General features: G+C 34.7%; 9 protein-coding genes. 2 read left to right on the forward strand and 7 right to left on the reverse strand.

The genetic code is table 11. The features are described from left to right. Positions 1-5: 5 nt before the first annotated feature. The 7 genes from OLM54_RS08320 to OLM54_RS08350 all read right to left on the reverse strand — a co-directional run bounded on the left by OLM54_RS08320 (position 6) and on the right by OLM54_RS08350 (position 14287). Positions 6-566, reverse strand: coding sequence for a hypothetical protein (locus tag OLM54_RS08320; protein WP_264538126.1), 561 nt, complete (start codon positions 564-566; stop codon positions 6-8). Between the two features lie 12 nt (positions 567-578). Then, positions 579-2855: a GH92 family glycosyl hydrolase gene (locus tag OLM54_RS08325; RefSeq protein WP_264538127.1), complete on the reverse strand. Its 2277-nt coding sequence runs from the start codon at positions 2853-2855 to the stop codon at positions 579-581. A gap of 33 nt (positions 2856-2888) precedes the next feature. Then, positions 2889-4679: an alkaline phosphatase gene (locus OLM54_RS08330; protein ID WP_264538128.1), complete on the reverse strand. Its 1791-nt coding sequence runs from the start codon at positions 4677-4679 to the stop codon at positions 2889-2891. Positions 4680-4966: 287 nt separating this feature from the next. Beyond that, positions 4967-6709 carry a RagB/SusD family nutrient uptake outer membrane protein gene (locus OLM54_RS08335; protein WP_264538129.1) on the reverse strand — a complete coding sequence of 581 codons (1743 nt, stop codon included), beginning with the start codon at positions 6707-6709 and terminating at the stop codon, positions 4967-4969. 16 nt (positions 6710-6725) lie between these two features. Next, complete coding sequence (locus tag OLM54_RS08340) at positions 6726-9695, reverse strand: SusC/RagA family TonB-linked outer membrane protein (RefSeq protein ID WP_264538130.1); 2970 nt, start codon at positions 9693-9695, stop codon at positions 6726-6728. A gap of 175 nt (positions 9696-9870) precedes the next feature. Then, positions 9871-13569 (reverse strand): two-component regulator propeller domain-containing protein, encoded by a 3699-nt coding sequence (locus OLM54_RS08345; protein ID WP_264538131.1) that lies wholly within the window; start codon positions 13567-13569, stop codon positions 9871-9873. An 88-nt stretch (positions 13570-13657) separates the two neighbouring features. Further along, a complete protein-coding gene (locus OLM54_RS08350; RefSeq protein WP_264538132.1) occupies positions 13658-14287 on the reverse strand; it encodes an RNA polymerase sigma factor in 630 nt (209 codons plus the stop codon). A gap of 184 nt (positions 14288-14471) precedes the next feature. Between OLM54_RS08350 and OLM54_RS08355 the strand changes: the two genes are divergently transcribed. Both OLM54_RS08355 and OLM54_RS08360 read left to right on the forward strand, forming a co-directional pair. Then, complete coding sequence (locus tag OLM54_RS08355) at positions 14472-15500, forward strand: FecR family protein (RefSeq protein ID WP_264538133.1); 1029 nt, start codon at positions 14472-14474, stop codon at positions 15498-15500. A gap of 27 nt (positions 15501-15527) precedes the next feature. After that, the gene (locus OLM54_RS08360) at positions 15528-18818 is read left to right on the forward strand and encodes a TonB-dependent receptor (RefSeq protein ID WP_264538134.1); all 3291 of its coding nucleotides are present in this window, start codon (positions 15528-15530) and stop codon (positions 18816-18818) included. Positions 18819-18839: the final 21 nt, after the last annotated feature.

Here is an 18839-nt window from a genome sequence, read left to right on the forward strand (position 1 = left end):
TAACTTTAATTGTACACTATTTTCATCAATGTAAAATCTATCCCTAACGGATTTTTACTGATTTTACAGATTAAAGGAAAATCAGGATTTTTAATAATCCACATTTCAGTTTGGTCTATTTGTGCTTTTACATGCAAAGTCTCTATTCGTTTTCCTTCTATTTGAATATGATTTTCTGTACTGTCTAAAACGTATGTATTATTGTTATACGTAAACTTATTATTTAACAGCAAATCCTGATATGCAGACCGTGAAATCATAAAAAAAGTCTCCGTTGGTTTTAAGTACAAAACATTAGAATATTCTCCCTGATTAAAACTCAATGCATTACCATTTTTTAATGCTTTCTGTGCTATTACAATACTGCTTTTTACGCCTTTTGTCTTTAAATCGAATACCAGTGTATCATTAGTCATTTTAGTGGTTAACTTTAAACCTCTCGTCTGCCCGTGAAGTTTGCAGACATACTGTAATTCTGTATTATTTTTAAGGGATGGAATTGTATTTTGCGATATTCCGGTTTGATAAACGACACAAAAAAGAAGTGATAAAATTAAATTCTTCATCTGATTATGTTTTTATTTTGTTGGCGGTAAAATTGTTGTTCCCCAAGCAGATGGTTTCGAATCCATTTCAAAAATCAATTCACCTCCATTCATAATATCATCATGCAAAATCCACGCTTTGTTGTATGGTTTTCCGTTTAAAAAAGCAGCTTTTATGTATTTATTGGTATCGCTTCTTTTTTTAGCTGTGATTTTAAAACTTTTACCGTTTTCTAATTTTACGGTTGTTTCTTTAATCAAAGGCATGTTTAATAAATAATAAGGCTGTCCGGCATTTGGGTACAATCCTATCATATGAAAAGCGAGCCAGGAAGACATCGCGCCAGAGTCATCATTACCCGGCAAACCTTCGTGCGAAGTGTTGAAACTGTTTTTGATAATAGTACTGATTCTGTCACTGCTTAAATATGGTTTTCCAACCCAATGATACAAACAGGGCGTTAAAAAGGAAGGTTCGTTGGCAACATTATATAAATTAGAATTAAAAAAAGTATTCAATCTGTTTTCAAAAGCCAATTCTCCGCCTGATTTACGAATAAGTTCCGGAACATCATGCGGAATACTGAATGAATATTCCCAGGAAGTACCTTCGTAAAAGTAAACACACCAATGGCAAACATACCATGGAGATTCGATAATAACTGGTGTATATTTAAAAGTTGGTTTTTGAATTTTTGATTCTCCAAAAACAATATCGTCTAACCAGTTTCCGGCTGCATCTTTGGGCATAATAAAACCTGTGGCTCCTTTATTTTCATAATCAGAGCGCCATAAATTCTGCCAGTTATCTGCCTGTTTTATATATTGATTATAAACATCCGTTTTATTGAGTCCTTTGGCAACAATGGCAATATTATAATCGTTGTAGGAGTAATCAATTGTTCTGTTTCCTGCGCGGTCAATTCCGTAAGGTACATATCCTAAACGCAGGTAATCTGTAAGTCCGCCTCTGCCTTCTTTTTCTTCATTTCCTCCCGGCGGCACGGTTGCGTCTTTAATCATGGCTTGTAATGCCAATTCGTAATCTATTCCTTTTACATTTTTTACAAAAGCATCGGCGAGAACAACCTCAGCATTAGAACCGCCCTGAGTACGACCGTTATCATTACCGCTTCTTCCCTCCGGTAAATACCCTTCGCGTTTGTAAATATTAAGCATTGCCTTGATAATTTCAACTTCTCTTTTAGAATCAATTAAGGTAATTAAAGGGCTTGATGTTCGAAATGTATCCCAAATCGTATAAAAATCATCGTAATACGGTTCATCATTTGTCCATAACGGATTTTCTCCTGTTCGGTCTACTGGCATAATCATGGTATGATACAAACCGGTATAAAACATTTTTTTATATTCGTTTGAAGTATCTTCAGAAAGTTTGATTCGGCTTAATAAATCCTCCCATTTATTTTCTAATGCAGCCAGAACAGTATTAAAATCCCAATGTGGAATTTCTTGCTGAATATTATTTTTTGCTTTTAATTCACTTAAAAATGAAATTCCAATTTTTACATTCAGTTCTTGTTTTCCTTCATTTCCGAAAGAAAGCAATGCTGCGGTTTTTTTTCCTGAATCGAATTGTGATGTTTCATTGGCGTAAAATTTTCCGTCTTTCCATGTCACATATTTTGCAATTGGCTGATCAAAAACTGCCCAGAAATAAACCGTATAAGCACGTCCGTTATTCCAGCCGCCTCTAATTCTTGAATATCCCCTAACTTCTGTATCTGAAACAATTTCTATTTGAGAACCAACAAATTGCTGTGCTTCTCTCCCATCAGGTTCAGGCTGTTCGCCCAGAAAAAAACCCGGATCAATTTTTAAGGCTTTCGTTTCGTTTTTACGATATGTAATACGATAAAACGAAACTTTTTCGGCAGTTGTTATTTCTGTTCTGATTCCGTTTTCTTTAAAAACAGATTCATAATAACCCAGTTTTACATTTTCTTCGGCTCTAAATGAGGTTTGATCAAGTTTATCCAAAGTACCTGAAAATGGCATAATTTGAATGTTTCCGTATTTTGGACCTCCGCCTGTACCGCTTACATGAACCTGACTAAATCCTGTTACTTCTTTTGGCAATGGAAGCCAGCCGCTATTGGGACTTGCGGTACAATCCGGACTTGGTTTTACCATTCCGTACGGACAGGAAGGACCAATAAAAACCCTTCCAATTCCTTCAGATCCAATCATGGGATCTACATAAGTATGGGCATTATACTGCGCATTAATTGTAATGCTAAAGAAGAATGACATGCTTAAAAAAAATATAATTTTACTGTTTATCTTCATTTTTTATTTCTTTAGCATTGTTTTAATTCAGTATTATTTTAACAGAGAAAGTATTTTAGTGAACACTTCATTATTTTCATATACTCCTTGAAAATCTTGGGAATGAGGTCCATAAGAAAATATAGGAACCATCGTTGCCGTATGATCATTGGTTATAAAATCGCCTTCTATTTTGTGCTTTTTCACATTTCCCTGCGGAATTGCAAATCCCGATGTTTCATGATCTGCTGTAATTATGACTAACGTACCTTCGTTTTTATCAGCAAAAATAAGCGCCTGGGTTATTGCTGTATCAAAATCGATTGTTTCTGCAACTATTCCGGCGGCATTGTTAACATGTCCGAAACTGTCAATTTGCGCGCCTTCAACCATTAGAAAAAAGGGCTTATTTTTTTTGTTTAAAAATTCAAGACTGTATTTTGTAGCTTCTGCTAATAATTCTCCTCGTCCTTCTAAAACTGACGGCACTCTGTTTTGTGAAATAAATACGCCAACAGTATCTTCAATTGTGGTTTGCATTTCCTGAACGGAAGACAATAATTTAAATTTAGTTTTTAATGCAGTATCTTTAAAAGTAGCAGCGCCGCCGCCAACAAATAAATTCAGTTTACTTTCTAATAAATCTCTCGAAATTCCTTCTGTATCAGATCTTTCTTCTCTGTGTGCATAAAAAGCAGCCGGTGTTGCTCCGGTAATTTCATCGGTAGTTATAATACCTGTAGAAAATTTTCTTTTTTGTAAAATTTCCAAAATATTCACGATTGGTTTTCTCAAACTATCGGTTCCAATTGCTCTGTTGTTTGTTTTTTGACCTGTTGCCAATGCTGTTCCTGCTGCTGCAGAATCTGTTGTAAAATCATCGGCAGATTGTGTTTTAATAAAGCCTACGCTTTTTAATTGTGTCAATGACAAGGCGCCGTTATTGGCTAGAACTGCTGAGGATATTTGAGATAAACCATTTCCGTCTCCAATTAAAAGAATGACATTTTTAACGGGAATGTTTTTTTGATCTGTTTTATAAGCAGGAATATAAACTTTTGACGAATTACTGGCTGTTATGAACCTTTTTGGCAGCGATTCAAGGTATTGTACACAATTATACGGTTTGTCTGTATTAATAATATCTACGCCTAATTCTAAAAATGCTTTCCAGGCACTTTTTGTATCCGGAGCGCCCCAAAATCGAAAGGGTTTATTGGTGAATTTTGCTTTGGAAATAATGGAACTTATACGATTATAATCTTCTTTTGTTAATCTTCCTAAGCCGTTCCATTTAGAATATTTTTGAAAATCTAAACTTACCATTGCTACTTTTTCCCAATTTTCTTTAGAAATAGATTGTCCTAATTCCTGAAAATCAAAGAAAATAAAAGCCGGATATTTTATATAAGTATCTGCGGTAGGTCTGTTTCCTGATATAATGATTTTAATATTTTTATCATTCGTGATCGTTTTATACTTATTTAAAACAGTAATAAGTTTGTTTAGTGTTGGTTCGGCACCCGTTTTAATGTCTATTAACAAAAATAATTGCTGCTCTTTTCTGTACTTCATTTTTAAAGCGGTTTCCAAAGGCTTTAAATACAAATCTTCTAATGTTCTTGAAGCAGAAATATCTTCCTGATTGTGGGAAACATACAGATTATTATCTTTTAAAAAAATGTCGGCTTCTATAGATGTCGCTCCGTTTGAGTAAGCATCCCAAAAAGGAATTGTTTGATTATAGTCGTTATGAGAATGTATTTTAACAAGATCCTGAGAATATAAGTTTCCTGTTCCAAAAAACAGCAGGAACAAGTTAAGGACTAAAAATGATGTTTTCATTTGAAATAAATTAATGAATGTTGGGTAACAAAAAGAGATTTGCGATTTGGGAATCGGGCAAAAAGGGCTATTTGTAATAAAAAAAGAGTATTCTAACAGTTAGAATGAAACTATAAAATCAACTATTCTTTTGAAGGTTAAAAAGAAAAATTAAAAAAAACAGGGAGTTTTAAAGCGCTAAAAACCTCCCTGTTTTTTACTAACTAAAACATAAGAAGACTGCTTATTTTACTGAGACACATAAAACAAACAGCAGTCTTCAAAATTAAAACAAAAACCAACTATTTTTAATATCCTTCATTTTGTACCAAATATCCGGGAACGTTTGAAGCTCCGTCAATTGCTACCTGAGGAATTGGGAATAATCTGTGGTGTACATCTGTATCTGTTTTTTCAGTCCATTTATCTTCAAAATGACCAAAACGAATCTGATTGGTTCTTCTTAAACCTTCCCAGTAAAATTCGAAACCGTATTCTCTGTACAAAATATCTAAATTGATTGCTGTAAGTGCAGCAGGAATTGGAGCACGAGCAGTTCTTGAAGTTCTTACTATGTTCATATCAGATAATGCTTCACCGGTAAGTCCTTTTCTTAATTTAGCTTCGGCACGCATCATATAAATTTCAGCATATCTAAGTAATACCATATCTACACTACTGTAAAAATTTCCGTCTGGAGAAGTATGGCTAAACTGGTATTTAGATACTCTGTATCCTGCCGCGTGCGCACTTCCTTCTTTGGTAAAATCAACTTTTAAAGTAAGGTTAACATAACCTACGTTTTTGTCAGGTCCGTTTCCTTTAATTTGCTTAACAGGGTAAATTCTGTATCCGCCATCGCATTTAAAGAATGCTCCGTTGGCATCTTTTCTGGCAGCCCACGGAATACCTCTCATAATTCCTCTGTCAATTTCAAAATCTTCTGCTTTTACACAATAGTAATGATCCTGATCGTTTAATGGTGAAAATCCGGTAAGATCCTTTAAGTTTGCAGGTACTTTTGCGTTGTTTTTATAAAATCTTGAATCGGCATCGGCAGGATCTACGCTTCCGTAAGCATCAACCCATGTTTGATAAAAATCTGATGTAATAGCAGGACCGTCAGTTCCGTCTGCATTAATAGATTCCGGTCTTGGAAACATTGATCCCGGAATTGACCAGTATGCCCAACGGTTATGTTCGTCAGCTAAAACGCCACGCTGATCTAATGCAAAAATTAATTCTTTATTCGAGTTATTTTTATCATCAAACAAGTCAAAATATTCCGGAGATAAACTGAATTTACCTGAGTTTATAATGTTGTCTGTGTATTTGATAACCTTATCCATATCTGCAGCAGGAAATGTAGGTTTACCATAAGGATCACGGTAAACAGATGCATTTAGGTTCAATCTCGCAAGAAGTCCCCAAACTGCAGCCTGAGTCATTCTTCCCGGTCCTTTACTTGTATTAATAACATCAACCACAGACAATAACTCACTTTCTATATAAGTAACCGCTTCCTGCCCTCTAAGTATTTCTGAGATACTGGCAGATGATTCTTTTTTAAACACAAGTCCCCAGCTGTCTAATGTCATCATATTTAAATAAGCCCTTAGCGCTTTCATTTCATAAAGTGCTCCTTGTGCTTCTGTATTTCCGCCTTGTGCAAGAGGAGTCAATACTTCAATGGCAGTTAATGTTCTTGAAATATTTTTAGTAACATCATTCCAAGTACTTGTCACCAAATCATTAGTAGGCGTAGTCGTATGTGCATGTACTGCTAAATATTTACCTCCGTCATACCAGTCAGTTCCACCTCTGTAAGGCAAAATACCTTCGTCGCTGGCAATTAACTGCAAACCAAAATTGTTAGTATGAATCCAGGTCGATTTTAATTGTCCGTATGCCGGAGCAATTGCACCGCTGATTGCTTCTGCCTGTCCCGCACCGGTTAAGGATTCATCCAGTACTTTTTCTTCTAAGTCAGTACAGCTCCAGCTAAACAATAAACTGAATGTAAGAGCTCCTGCTATTATTTTATTTTTCATGTTTTTTTATTTTTGATTAAAATGTCACGTTTAAGCCAAATACAATCGTTCTGCTTCTTGGGTAACTGAAGTAATCGATTCCAAAAGACTGAATTTCTCCTACTGAAGTTCCCGTGTTTATTTCAGGATCATAACCAGTATATTTTGTAATTACAAATAGGTTTTGTCCTGTTATAGAAAGACGCAGGTTATCCATTACATTATCAAGTCCAATTAATTTTGGGCTTAAATTATAACCAAGAGTTGCATTATTTAATCTCAGGAAACTACCGTCTTCTAAATATCTTGTAGAAACTGTATTTGAATTTGTAGTTGCTTCATTTAAAAATTCTGAAGCTCTGTCTGTAGTATTAAAAGAATTTGCCAAACTTCCTCTGTTGAATGAAGACATTGCAACGTGGTTGTAGATTTTATTTCCTCCGGCACCATTAAAATTAGCTGACAAATCAAAGTTTTTATATTTAAAGTTCAGATAAAAAGCATAAATATAATCCGGTAAGGCGCTTCCGGCAACGATACGGTCATCATCCTTAATTACACCATCATTGTTTGTATCTCTAAATTGATTTAAACCATCAGGTCCAATTCCAATAAAATCAAGCATATAAAAAGAACCAATAGATTGTCCGTTAAGAACACCGTTTATGGTTGCTCCCGTTTGTCCGCCTCCTTGCGCTCCACCTGTAGTTAATATTTTATAAGGTGAGTCTTGTACTTTATTATCTGTAAAAGAAACGTTTCCACCAATACTGTATGAGAAGTCTTTGCTTTTATCACTGCTGTAATCTAAAGCAACCTCAATACCATTGTTTTTAATCTGCATATTTGGGATATTCGTCCAATATTTTGGTGCAGGCTGAATAGGATCTACCGGCGCTACTTCTAACAAAATATTTTCTGAAACTTTGTTGAAATAATCAACAGTACCTGATAATCTGTTATTGAATAAACTAAAGTCTACACCAATATTGGTTTGTGTAGAAACTTCCCATTGAATATTAGGATTGGCTAAACGAGTATAGATTGAACCATAAGGATATCCGCCTAAATCTATCGCTGATGGATCTAATGGATATGTATTGTTTCCTGTGTTACTTTCTGTATAACTTGCTTTGGTAATTTTAGAAGGAATTTCCTGAACACCGGTTTTTCCCCAGCTTGCTCTTAGTTTAAGATTGTTAAGCGTTTCAGATTCTTTTAAGAAATCTTCTTTCGTTATATTCCAACCCAAAGCCACAGATGGAAAATATCCGTATCTGTTATTTTTACCAAATTTAGAAGAACCATCGGCACGAATAGTTGCTGTAAGCAGGTATTTGTTATCATACCCATAATTTAATCTTCCAAAGAAAGACTGAAGCTCATTTTCTACTGCAGACGAAGACTTAGTTCTAAGCTCAGTTGCTGCTTCGATTTGATTTTTTGGCTCTACGCCATTGTCCGGAAACCCTTTAAAATCATAATTTTTTTGATTTACTTGTATTTTCTGATACGATTGACCAGCTAAAACTGTAAAACTATGAACATCTTTATTGAAATTATACGTCAGCGTATTTTCATATAAAATATTATTGTTAGTCGTAATAATATTGTTTAAAGTACTTTCAGTTGTATTAGTAGCCGATCTGTATGGCAAAACCTGTACATCTCTTTCAGACATAGAATAATCAACTCCAAGATTAAATTTATACGTTAAGCCTTTTATAAATTCATATGATGGGGCAATGTTCGCCAAAATACGATTGTTGTTTGTTTCATCAGAATAAATTCTCTGACTGATTAAAGGATTTACAGCATCATTACTTAAATTAGTATTAGGCTGTCCGTTAGCATAAATTGCATCAGTAGGATTCATTGTTAACATGCTGCCCACTACCGATCTGGCATCTGGTCTTGAATTTTCAAGTTTAGTTGCTGTCAGGTTAAATCCAACATTAAACTTATCGTTAAATGCTTTTTGGTTTAAATTCAAACGTCCTGAATAACGTTTTAAATCACTATTTTGAAAAATACCTTCCTGATTGTCTACACCCACAGATGCTGCATAAGTAGATTGATCTGTACCGCCGCTCATAGAGAAATTAACGTTTTGAGAAACTCCGGTTCTCGTTAATTCATCCTGCCAGTCTGTATTTGCTCCTCCGTCTTTTAAAGTTCCGCCTACAGCAACAACTTGTTTTCTAAATTCATCAGCACCAAAAACATCCACTTTATTTGTCAATGTTGAAAGTCCTGTAGTCATAGAAAGGTTTATTTTAGTCTGCCCTTTCGATCCTTTTTTAGTTGTAATTACAATTACACCATTTGCAGCTCTTGAACCGTAAATTGCAGATGCAGATGCATCTTTAAGTACCTCGATACTTTCTATATCCTGCGGATTAATAAAGTTTAAAGGATTTGAAGCAAGTCCATTATTAGCATTATCCAGCGCAAATCCATCTACTACATAAAGCGGCGTTGTTCCGGAGCGTAAACTACCAACCCCACGAATAATAATATCCTGTGTTGCTCCCGGTTCACCACTTGCTGCGACAACGTTAACCCCCGAGACTTTTCCCTGAATCAATTGTCCGGCATTTGCCACCACTCCTTTATTAAAATTTTCGCTTTTTACAGATGCAATTGCTCCGGTTACATCAGATCTTTTTTGGGAACCGTAACCTACAACTACTACTTCATTTAAAGTACTCACTTCTTCTGCAAGAGAAACAGCCAATTTTTGACTGCCGGAGAAAGCAACTTCTTTTGTTTGAAATCCTACATAAGAAAAAACTAAAACACCTTCATTTTGTCGTGCTTTAATTTCAAATTTTCCATCAAAATCTGTTGTTACAGCTCCTTTTGCCTCTCCTTTAATATAAACAGAGACTCCTGGTACGGGTATTTTCTCAACATCAGAAACCACAGCTCCTGATACTGATACCTGCGAATAGGAATGTGACATACATCCTAAGGCAAGAATTAAGAATGCGTAAATTTTTTTCATTTAAATACTTTTTTAGTTTTGCCAAAAGTATTTTATGGATCCCGGCAATAGGGGGACTTTTGTATTTGAAAAGTGGACTTTTAGTTCAATTTAGGATAACATTAACAGCAAAAAAGGGTAATTTTTGTTCATTAACATTGACCTAACTTTCTGTAAATGCAGTGCTAACAAAAAACTAAGCCGAATGTTCTTTATATTCCTTCGGACTCTTTCCAAAATACTTTTTAAAAGTACGACCAAAGTATTTTGGATCATTATAACCGCACTCAAAACTGATCTCAGATATATTTAATCTTTTCGTTTTTAGTAAAACTTCTGCTTTTTGCAAGCGTAGCGACATTAGTATATCTGAAGGCGACTGATGTAAAGTTTCCTTAAATAAACGATAACATTTTACTCTCGAAATTCCCAATTGTTCTACAAGCATTTCGACATTAAAGGACGGATTCTGCAATTCTTCCTTAATTATTTCTAAAGCTCTTTTTAAAAGTTTTTCGTTGGGCGTAATATGTTCGTTGTTTTCTGTTAGAATCTCAAATATTTTTTGCTGAATTTTATGCTCTTTTAGCGGCTCTATATTTTGATTCACCAAACGATCAATTTTTTTCTTGATAAACGATGTACTGGCAGGTAATTTAATATGAGTATCGATACCAATTTCCAGTAACTGTTCATCAAGTTCATAATTAATATCCTCCGAGATATAAATCATTGGTATTTTTATCTTCGTATTTTCTTTATTTAATTTTAAAAAATTAATCAGGTCTTTTGAGAATTCTGCCTGATAAAAAACCAGAGCCGCTATATCGATCTGCTTCATTATTGCGTTTAGGTTAAAAACAGAACTTTCGAAGATTAAGTTATAATTTTCGCTTTCTAAAACCTGATTTGCGACAGGATTATTGAACTGATCACCAAAAACCAAAAGATACTTTTTATCAGAAGAAAATTGATCTTCATAATTAAAATTTTTCCATGAAATTGTTTCCTTGAAGTTTGTCTCCGGATCGATAACTTCTATCGGAATTCGTAATATAGTTTGAAATTGTTCTTCTGATGATGTGATAAATTCTCCTTCAAGGTCTTGCATTAAAACTTGTAAAGCTCTAAAATAAGGGCTGTAATGCGTTATATTGTGCCAGTTGTTTTTTAAGATAATACTATCAGAAGTAACTTTAATTTTTAAGTAATTATTTTCGTAAGTAATAGCAATATTCAGCGTACTGTCTTTGTCTGAATATTTGCTGAAATCATTAAAAAAGTATTGCAAGGACAGTTTTAAACGCAAAACATCGACAACGGCAACACAATTGCTGCTGTCTATTTCACAATTAAAATTTACCTGATTACGCTGTAAGTTGTTTTTTAGTTTTTCGACATTATTTTTTAAGACAGGAAACAAATCCGCAGCTGCTTTTTTTATTGGACCAAGATCTTTAACATGTTCCAGATAATTCCATTCAGAGATAAGATTTACCAATTTACCGGATTCAGATATTAGAGCCCTTTGCGTTTCTGTATCTTTTTTAAACGAACCCGAAATATCAATTATTTTGGCTATCGGATCTTGAAACTCTGCCAGCATAAAGGTTTTAAACTTTTCGATTTCAAAATTTTCATTTTTAGAATTGCTGTGAAGAATGAGTAGTTTTTCTTTTTGTTCTTCTATTTTTTTGTTCTTTTCATCAAGTTCTATATTGATTTCTTCCAGATATTTTTTCTGGTTTTCAATCACAGCAGTACGGGCTATGACAAGTTCTTCCAGATATTTTTGTTGGGCAAGAGACGCTTTATTTTTAAAATAAACCACTATAATGCAAAACAGCAGTATAAAACCTGATAAAAGAATGTAAAACAAGATCGATTGATAAAATGCTTTGCCAATGTGAAGTGTAAAAAACACCGGTTCCACAATTCCATATTTGCCCTGTTTTATCCTGAAAGTATAATCTCCTGATGATAAATCAGAATATTCTATTTTATTGTTGGCACTTAAAAGAACCCAGTTTTCATCCTCTCCCTCCAGTTTATAATAAATATCTGTTTTTTTGCTTTTAGGAAACAAAATTGGTAGTACTTCAATGTCTAATTCATTATTACTAAAGCTTTTTTTAATCTCCGTCAGATAATTTTCGCTGCCATCTATTTTCAATTTTATTTTTGCCTTCGAATTGCAAAAGTAAACGGTAGCCGGATTAAAATAATTAAGCCCGTTTATACCTCCAAAAAACAAATTTCCTTTAGAATCCTGATAATAGGCTCCTTCAGAAAACTCAGGTGCCTGCCAGCCATGATCAGGATTATAAGATGTAACCGTGTATGTTTTTTTATCAATCGAAGCAAGTCCTTTTGTAGTGCTTATCCAGACCTTGTTTCCATTATCTATAAGCCCGTAAACCATATGGCTTGGCAATCCTTCAGACTCTGAAATATTTTTTATTATGCCTGTTTTTTTATTAAAAACCGTGATTCCTCCCAACGAAGCAATCCAATAATTATCTGATGCATTGTCTACAAAAACGGAATAAATACTATTGCCTAAAATTCCTTCTTTGGTCGTAATTTTCCTTAACCTGTTTGTCGTTAAATTAAATAGGATAACGCCATCATTTTCAGTCGCCAATATTAAATCCTGATTGTTTTTTTTAACACATCTAATATTGTATTTATTCAATAATTCCTGCCCGCTAAATTTTTCGAATTTTTCGGTTTTCAAATTAAATTTAGCCAAACCTCCCCAGCAACCCATCCAAAGCTGTTTGTTTTGATCTTCAAAAATAGAATAACATCTGTTAACCGGCATTCCCTGTATATTGCTGGTTTCATAAGTTGTGCATTTATTATTAGAAATACGCAAAATTCCTTTATAAGTTCCTGCCCAAACCGTTCCGTCGCTTGAAGTAAACAACGTTCGTATTCGTTCCCAATCCGGATTTGAAGCGGCTTTATCTATTTTAAATTTTTCAAAAAAATGACTTCCTTCGTTGTAATAATAAAGCCCTTTTGTGTAATAACCCAGCCAAATTTTTCCTTTGCTGTCTTTTGTAACAGCCCGAATAGTTTCATCCGGTAAATACGGTTCTTTTACAGGATGCGGCATGATAGAATGTATTTTTTCTGAACCAATGTAAGCCATACTCAAACCGCCATCTTTTTGCCCTAACCAAACGTTTCCAAAATCATCTTCATGAAGAGATTCTATTTCATTATTTCTAAAAGAATATGGCGCATATAAATCAGAAGTAAAATGTTGTATATTATTTTCATTAGAATCATTTGTAATAATATATAATCCATTCTCACGAGTTGCAAACCATATATTTCCTGACTTATCTTTTAAAATATCGTTGATGATAAGCTTAGGATATTTTCTCAGTAAAATACTTTTTACATTTTCAAAACCTGTTTGTTTTATGTTGTTTTGAGGTATTTCTACAAACGATTTATTTTTAAATTCATAGAAGCCCGTGCTTGTTTCAACTACGATATTTCCTTTTTGAGATAAATGAATATCTTTTGGAGTTCCTTTAAATTTAAATTCCTTAAACTCATCATTTCCAAGATAGCAGTTTATATTTGCTTCTTTTGTAATAAGCCAGATTTGCCCTGCGGCATCTTTTTCTAACTTAATAATATAGTTACTCGAAATTGTTTTATTGTCTTGAAAATTGTTCTTAAAAATTTTAAAATTATAACCATCAAAATAATTTAAACCGTCCCAGGTTGCAACCCAAAGTCCGCCATCTCTGTCGCTTTCTATATCAAGTACTGAATTATTAGATAAGCCCTGGTTTGTTGTATAGTTTTCAAATTTTATCTGTTGTCCAAATGAAAACATTGTAAAAAGATAAAATAATATAAATACTCTGGTCATTGTTTACTTTTTAACTCGCAAGTATACAATCGCAACGTAATTCAAATATGAATTGTATGTTAAAAAATGGGGGAAGTTTTTTTTCTACTTATTTTAACAGGCTGCACCATATCACCAGTGCATTAATAGTTTTTATTTTATTAATGTTATCGCCTTCGTTAAGCATTGATGCTACTTTTTCTCTTATCAGATTAATGGCCACATACATACGGTTATACACTGCTTTTTCATCAATATTTAATAATTGTGCAGTTTCTTCAGTCGACAAATCATCTTTCCATCTGTGATTGAAAACTTTTTGGGTCAAATCCGGAAGTGTCGATATGATTTCATCAATAAGTGCGTAGATTTCCTTTTCTTCTATTTCTTCGGAAATATGGGTATAGATTAAAGTTTTTGAAAGCAGGTCAAAATCGTCTCCAATATTTGAAACTGTTTTTTTACTCAAATTCGAACGGATATAATCGAGCACTCTGTAGGTAAAAAAGTGCAAAAGATAATTCTTTGCATTTCCTGCTGCATCTGTTTTTATCTGACTTGGATTTAGCCAAAATTTAGCCCAGAATTCCTGAGTAATTTCCTCGGCAATTTCTTCATTGCCTACACGATTATACGCCCATCTGTAAAGCAAAGCGGCATAACGATTATAAAACTCATGAAATGCAACATTGTCTTTATTCGCGATCCTTTCAAGAAGGACTTGGTCTGGAATTTTCATTTGGTTCAAATTTCTACATGTTTTGTAGATGCTGAATAAGAAGAACGGCACAAATGTATTATAAAAAGACTGTCGTGAATTTCATAAAAAAAAGGCTTAACACATTCTTAATGTTTTCATAATGGGTTTCGTCAAGAAATCAGAAGTCCTCGTAACGATTATCTGTATAGAAGAACAAAACATTATGAATAAGAAGCTGAATCAAGAAGAACAAGACAAGAAAAACCTGCTTTGGTTTTTGTGGCTGCATGATTATTTCCACAGATATTATAACAAACAGGCATCTGAAAAAGAAATTCAAATTATTAAACACTGGAATCCTGAAAAGGTAATCGGTGCTTCGTTTGAAGCATCTGAAAGTCAGGTAAAAAAAGGAATCGAAAAGGTATGGGACGCTTTATCTGTTCAATATGGATTTACTAAACCGGACAATAAGCCTGTAAAAGTTTTTACGCTACAGAAGCTATTATCGTATGCGGCGGCAATTTTGGTATTAATGATGGCATCTGTCACGGCATATCAATACCAGACTTATGATACGTTTCAAAGTTTGAGTTCTTTATTTTCTGATAAAATGGAATACGGGACAGGCAAAGGTGATGTAAAAAAGTTCATACTTCCGGACGGTTCTTTAATTACCCTAAACGGAAGCACGACCCTGACTTTTGCAAAAAATGAATTTAACGGCAAAAAAAGAGAAATCTGGCTCAAAGACGGCGAGGTATTTTTTGAAGTTGCTAAAAATCCGCACAAACCTTTTATAATACATACTCATGATGCCGATGTTGTCGTAAAAGGAACTTCATTTAGTGTAACGGCCTACGACAAGCTGCATAAAAGTACTGTAGCGGTGAGAACCGGAAGAGTCGAAGTAAGAAAAGACCATAATATTCTTGCGCTTTTTCCTTCACAAAAAGCAATTATAGATAAAAAGAAAAAGAGCATCAGCCTCTCAGAAGTAAAAACTTCGAATATTGCGACGTGGAGAGAAGGAAACTTAACACTGAGCCATTCAGATGCTGATGAACTGATGCTTCGAATGGAGCAGCATTTTGATGTTGAAATCAAACTACAGCCGGGACTTTTAGAAGACATCAATTTTAGCGCTTCTTTTGATAAGGAAACTTCTCTGAAAAATATGCTCGATGTTATCTCAGACATCTATGGTGTGCGCTATACTATTACAAACCATACAGTAACCCTATACAAATAAATAAAGCAGACAACTCACACTAACATTATGAAAAATTGGTTTTTATTTAAAACAGTATTATTTATACTTTTTACGTTTTTTACACACTCTATTTATGCCCAGCAGGATATTTCTTTTCCTGAAGAAACTTTAGAATCACGTATCATCCGAATTGAAAAATTAAGCGGTATCAGCATTGCGTTTGACCACAAACAAACCGGAACCGTAAAAGTTGCTGCTTATTCGGCAAAAAAACAAACTTGGGAAAAAGCCCTTGAAACTTCTCTTTCCGGCACTTCATTTATGCTTAAAAAAAGTGGAAACGCATACGCTGTTGTTCCAAAACTAACCGCTGCTCCTAAAAAAAATGGAACTATAAAAGGAAAAGTGGTCGATGATTATGGTCTTGCGCTTCCCGGAGCCAATGTGGCGGTTGCAGCAACAGGAATAACGACTATGACTGACAGTAACGGAGATTTTTCATTGTCTTTAGAAGAAGGTTCTTATAATCTCGAAATAAGCTACGTTTCGTACCAAACACAGCGTATTACAGGCATCAAAGTAAAAGCCGGTGCCGTTACAGATCTTAACCTTGCCTTAAAACCGGATGCTTTAGGATTAAATGAAGTAATAATTACTATAGATTATAATGATGCTTCTACAAAAGGATTATTGGTACAGCAAAAAAAAGCCGCGCAAATGAGCGATGGAATTTCTGCCGAACAAATTGCAAAAACTCCGGACAGCGATGTTGGTGCAACCTTAAAAAGAATTACCGGAATTACAACCGTTGATAATAAATATGTAGTGGTTCGTTCGATGGGAGAACGCTGGAATACTGCCGCAATGGATGGTATAAATTTACCAAGTACAGAGGCTTACAATCAAAATTTTTCTTTTGATATAATCCCAACCGCTATGGTTGAAAGTGTTGTGGTAAGCAAAACAGCAACTCCTGATATGAATGCCAGTTTTGCCGGCGGATATGTCGAAGTAAGAACGAAGGATATTCCTGAAAAAGATTTTTTCTCTTTTAGCTGGGGAACTTCGTATAATACTCTGGCTACATTTAAAGATTTTTTGTCCCGACAAAGGGGCGCAAACGATTATTTTGGCTATGATGATGGTACACGCGATTTTCCTAAAGGGTTGATTTCTACCAACTGGAATAATCCGGTATTTTTCGAACAGTCTAAACGTTTTACTAATGATAATTTCACCACTTATAGTACAAAAGCAGATCCGGGATCTAGTTTTCAGCTTGCTATGGGACGAAATTTTCAAATGGAAAACAACAATAAATGGGGTTTTGCCGCAGCAGTTACCTTAAAAAACGAGCAGACAATGCTTGACATCGAGCACACGGGACGCGGAAACTGGCTCGATACTACGGGTCTTGTAGAGAAGTGGGAAGAAAACGGTGTTGCGCCTGTAGAATTCTTCGATTTTAAAAATCAGGGTGCATCTTATACCTATAATTCTACATTGGCAGGAATGTTTAATGCGGGATTGCAGTTGGGCACTAACCGTATATCATTCCGAAATTCTTATACACATCTTTACAACAATACACTTACAAGAGTTACAGGCTGGAATGAATATACGGGAGGCAGCGGACAACCCGGAGCTGCAGAAGCTTCTTATAATTATTTTTATCACGGCATTGTCCCAAACAATGATCCGGCTAATATTGCCAATTTAGACAGGCCTTATACCGATAATGTAGATTATCCGGTTTACCAGACCTTACTGCAAAATAAGCTTGAAGGAAGCCATAAAATTGGCGGTGCAGAACTTAACTGGTTTGCTGCCAGAACCAATGTAGCTTCTGATACTAAAGATATGACGCAGCATCAGACGTACTATAGTTTTATTGGGCGTGAAATTCTGGAATTTCATCAGATATACAATTCAGGAAATAATTTTACCAGAGCTTACATCGAGAACAGGGAAACGGATTATAATTTTGGTGCCTCTCTAAAGTGGAATGCCGATTTTGGCGATTTTAAAAATAGCATAAAAACTGGTTATGCAGGAACTCTAAAAAGCAATACCAACCAGCAGGAAAAGTTTTTTTTAAGAGTAGACGAAAACAGACCGGAAGTGCAGCCAAGCGAAAGAAACTCGTTGACTATTGTTGGTCCGCTTAGTGATTGGTTCGACGGTTCTAAATATGTACCGGGCGGTATTGGCTGGCTGACTATGCCTTTGTACAAGGATTCTAAATATGAAGGAGAAGTACAACAGCATGCCCCTTTTATAATGTTTGATAACCGCTGGAAAAGTAAGCTGCGATTAGTTTGGGGTTTAAGAGCCGAATATTTTGAGTATAAACTGATTTCACAACAAATGGATCCTTCTGACTCAAGAAATTTACTAAAAGAACCTATTAATGATAAACCCTGGCAATTTATGCCATCTGTTAATTTTACTTATAATCCTGTTAACAGCATGAATTTAAGGCTGGCTTATAACAAAGCAGTAATACGTCCGCAGTTTAATGAAAGAACAGGTTTGCCTTATATTGATCCTGTCGCCAACGCGCTGATCTACAATACCGAAATGACTTCTTCTGTAATTAATAATTATGATTTCAAATTTGAGTGGTTTCCTAATTTGGGCGAAATTCTCTCGGCAGGTATTTATTATAAAGATATCGATCGCCCTATCGAACGTGAAGGATTTATTTCTAACGAAGGAAACTTATATCTCTATAACGGGAACTCAAAAAATGCAAAGCTAAAAGGAGTTGAATTAGAAATTAGAAAAAGTTTGGGTTTCATCTATAATACTGCATTCCTTAAAGATCTTTTTATAAGCGGAAATTTCACTTATAACGACACAAAAGTTATTGCTTTTAAAGACAGAAATAAAACATCAGAAACAAGCAATACTTATAAGGTTGACAGACCTCTTTACGGACAAACGCCGTATGCTTATAACCTTGGTATGGTGTACGAAGGAGAACGTTTGGGAGCCAGTTTTTTGTACAATGCCAAAGGCGATCAATACATAACGGTTGGTTATGCCTATAACTCTGAAGAAATACAGCGCCCTTATGCCGTAGCCGATGCACAGATTTCGTATAAGTTTTTAAAGAATAAAAATCTGGAGATAAAATTCAATGTCAAAAACCTATTTGACCGCGTAAAGGAATACTATAACAATTTCAATTCGTATTCAATTTCAAATGGTGTCGGAAGCGATTATGAAACAATAAGAGAAACCCTGAGCCTTTTGCCCGGTTCAACCAGCAAATACGATAAAGATATTGACAAGATTATATTTCGTGCACGCACAGGAAGGACTTTTGGATTGAACATGACTTTAACTTTTTAAATAGATACACAACATAACTCT

It is taken from the genome of Flavobacterium sp. N1736 (assembly GCF_025947065.1).
Taxonomy (GTDB): Bacteria; Bacteroidota; Bacteroidia; order Flavobacteriales; family Flavobacteriaceae; genus Flavobacterium.